Annotated in this window: 1 protein-coding gene; it reads right to left on the bottom strand. The window is 71.6% G+C overall.

The window, feature by feature from the left end:
* Positions 1-581, bottom strand: a 581-nt coding sequence (locus tag ACLF6P_RS29930) for a transposase (protein ID WP_415954556.1), incomplete at both ends; no start/stop codon positions are given.

The raw sequence follows: 581 nt of genomic DNA, 5'->3' as shown, positions 1-581 counted from the left end.
GTGCAGAGGGCGGAGTTGTGGTGTTTGCCCTTGTTGGCGACGAGGTCGTAGTAGCGGGCGGCCAGGGTGGGATCGACGTGCCGGGCGATGTCCGCGGCCTTGAACAGGGTCTCGCGCAGTCCGGGGTCGCCCTGGCGGGTGGGCGGTCCGCTTCGGCCGGTCAGTCCGGACTGGCTGAGGCGGGGGACCAGGCCGGTGAAGGCCCGGATGCCGGCCAGGCTGGCGAAGCGGTTCGGATCTCCGAGTCTGCCCAGGATGCCCGCGGCCGTGGTGATGCCGAAGCCGGGTCCTGAGACGATGACCTGGCCGGGGTCTGCTTCCTCGTAGAGGACCGCGATCCGGTCTTCCAGGGCTGTGATCTGCGTGTTCAGGTGGGCGGCCAGGTGGGCCTCACTGGCGATGTCCTCGGCGAGTTCGGCGAAGTCCAGGGCGCCGTCGGGCCACAGCTTGAGAGTCTGCCGGGCGGCCCCCATGATCCGTTCGGCGTGGTCTTCGCGCCAGGCTCCGCGGCTGTGCCGGATCAGCAGGGCGGCCAGGCGGCTGCGGCCCAGCCGCCGGATGGCGTGCGGGTCGGCGCCGGT

The organism is Streptomyces lothianensis (genome assembly GCF_047779955.1).
Lineage (GTDB): Bacteria > Actinomycetota > Actinomycetes > Streptomycetales > Streptomycetaceae > Streptomyces.
This window is presented reverse-complemented; position numbering and strand designations above follow the sequence as displayed.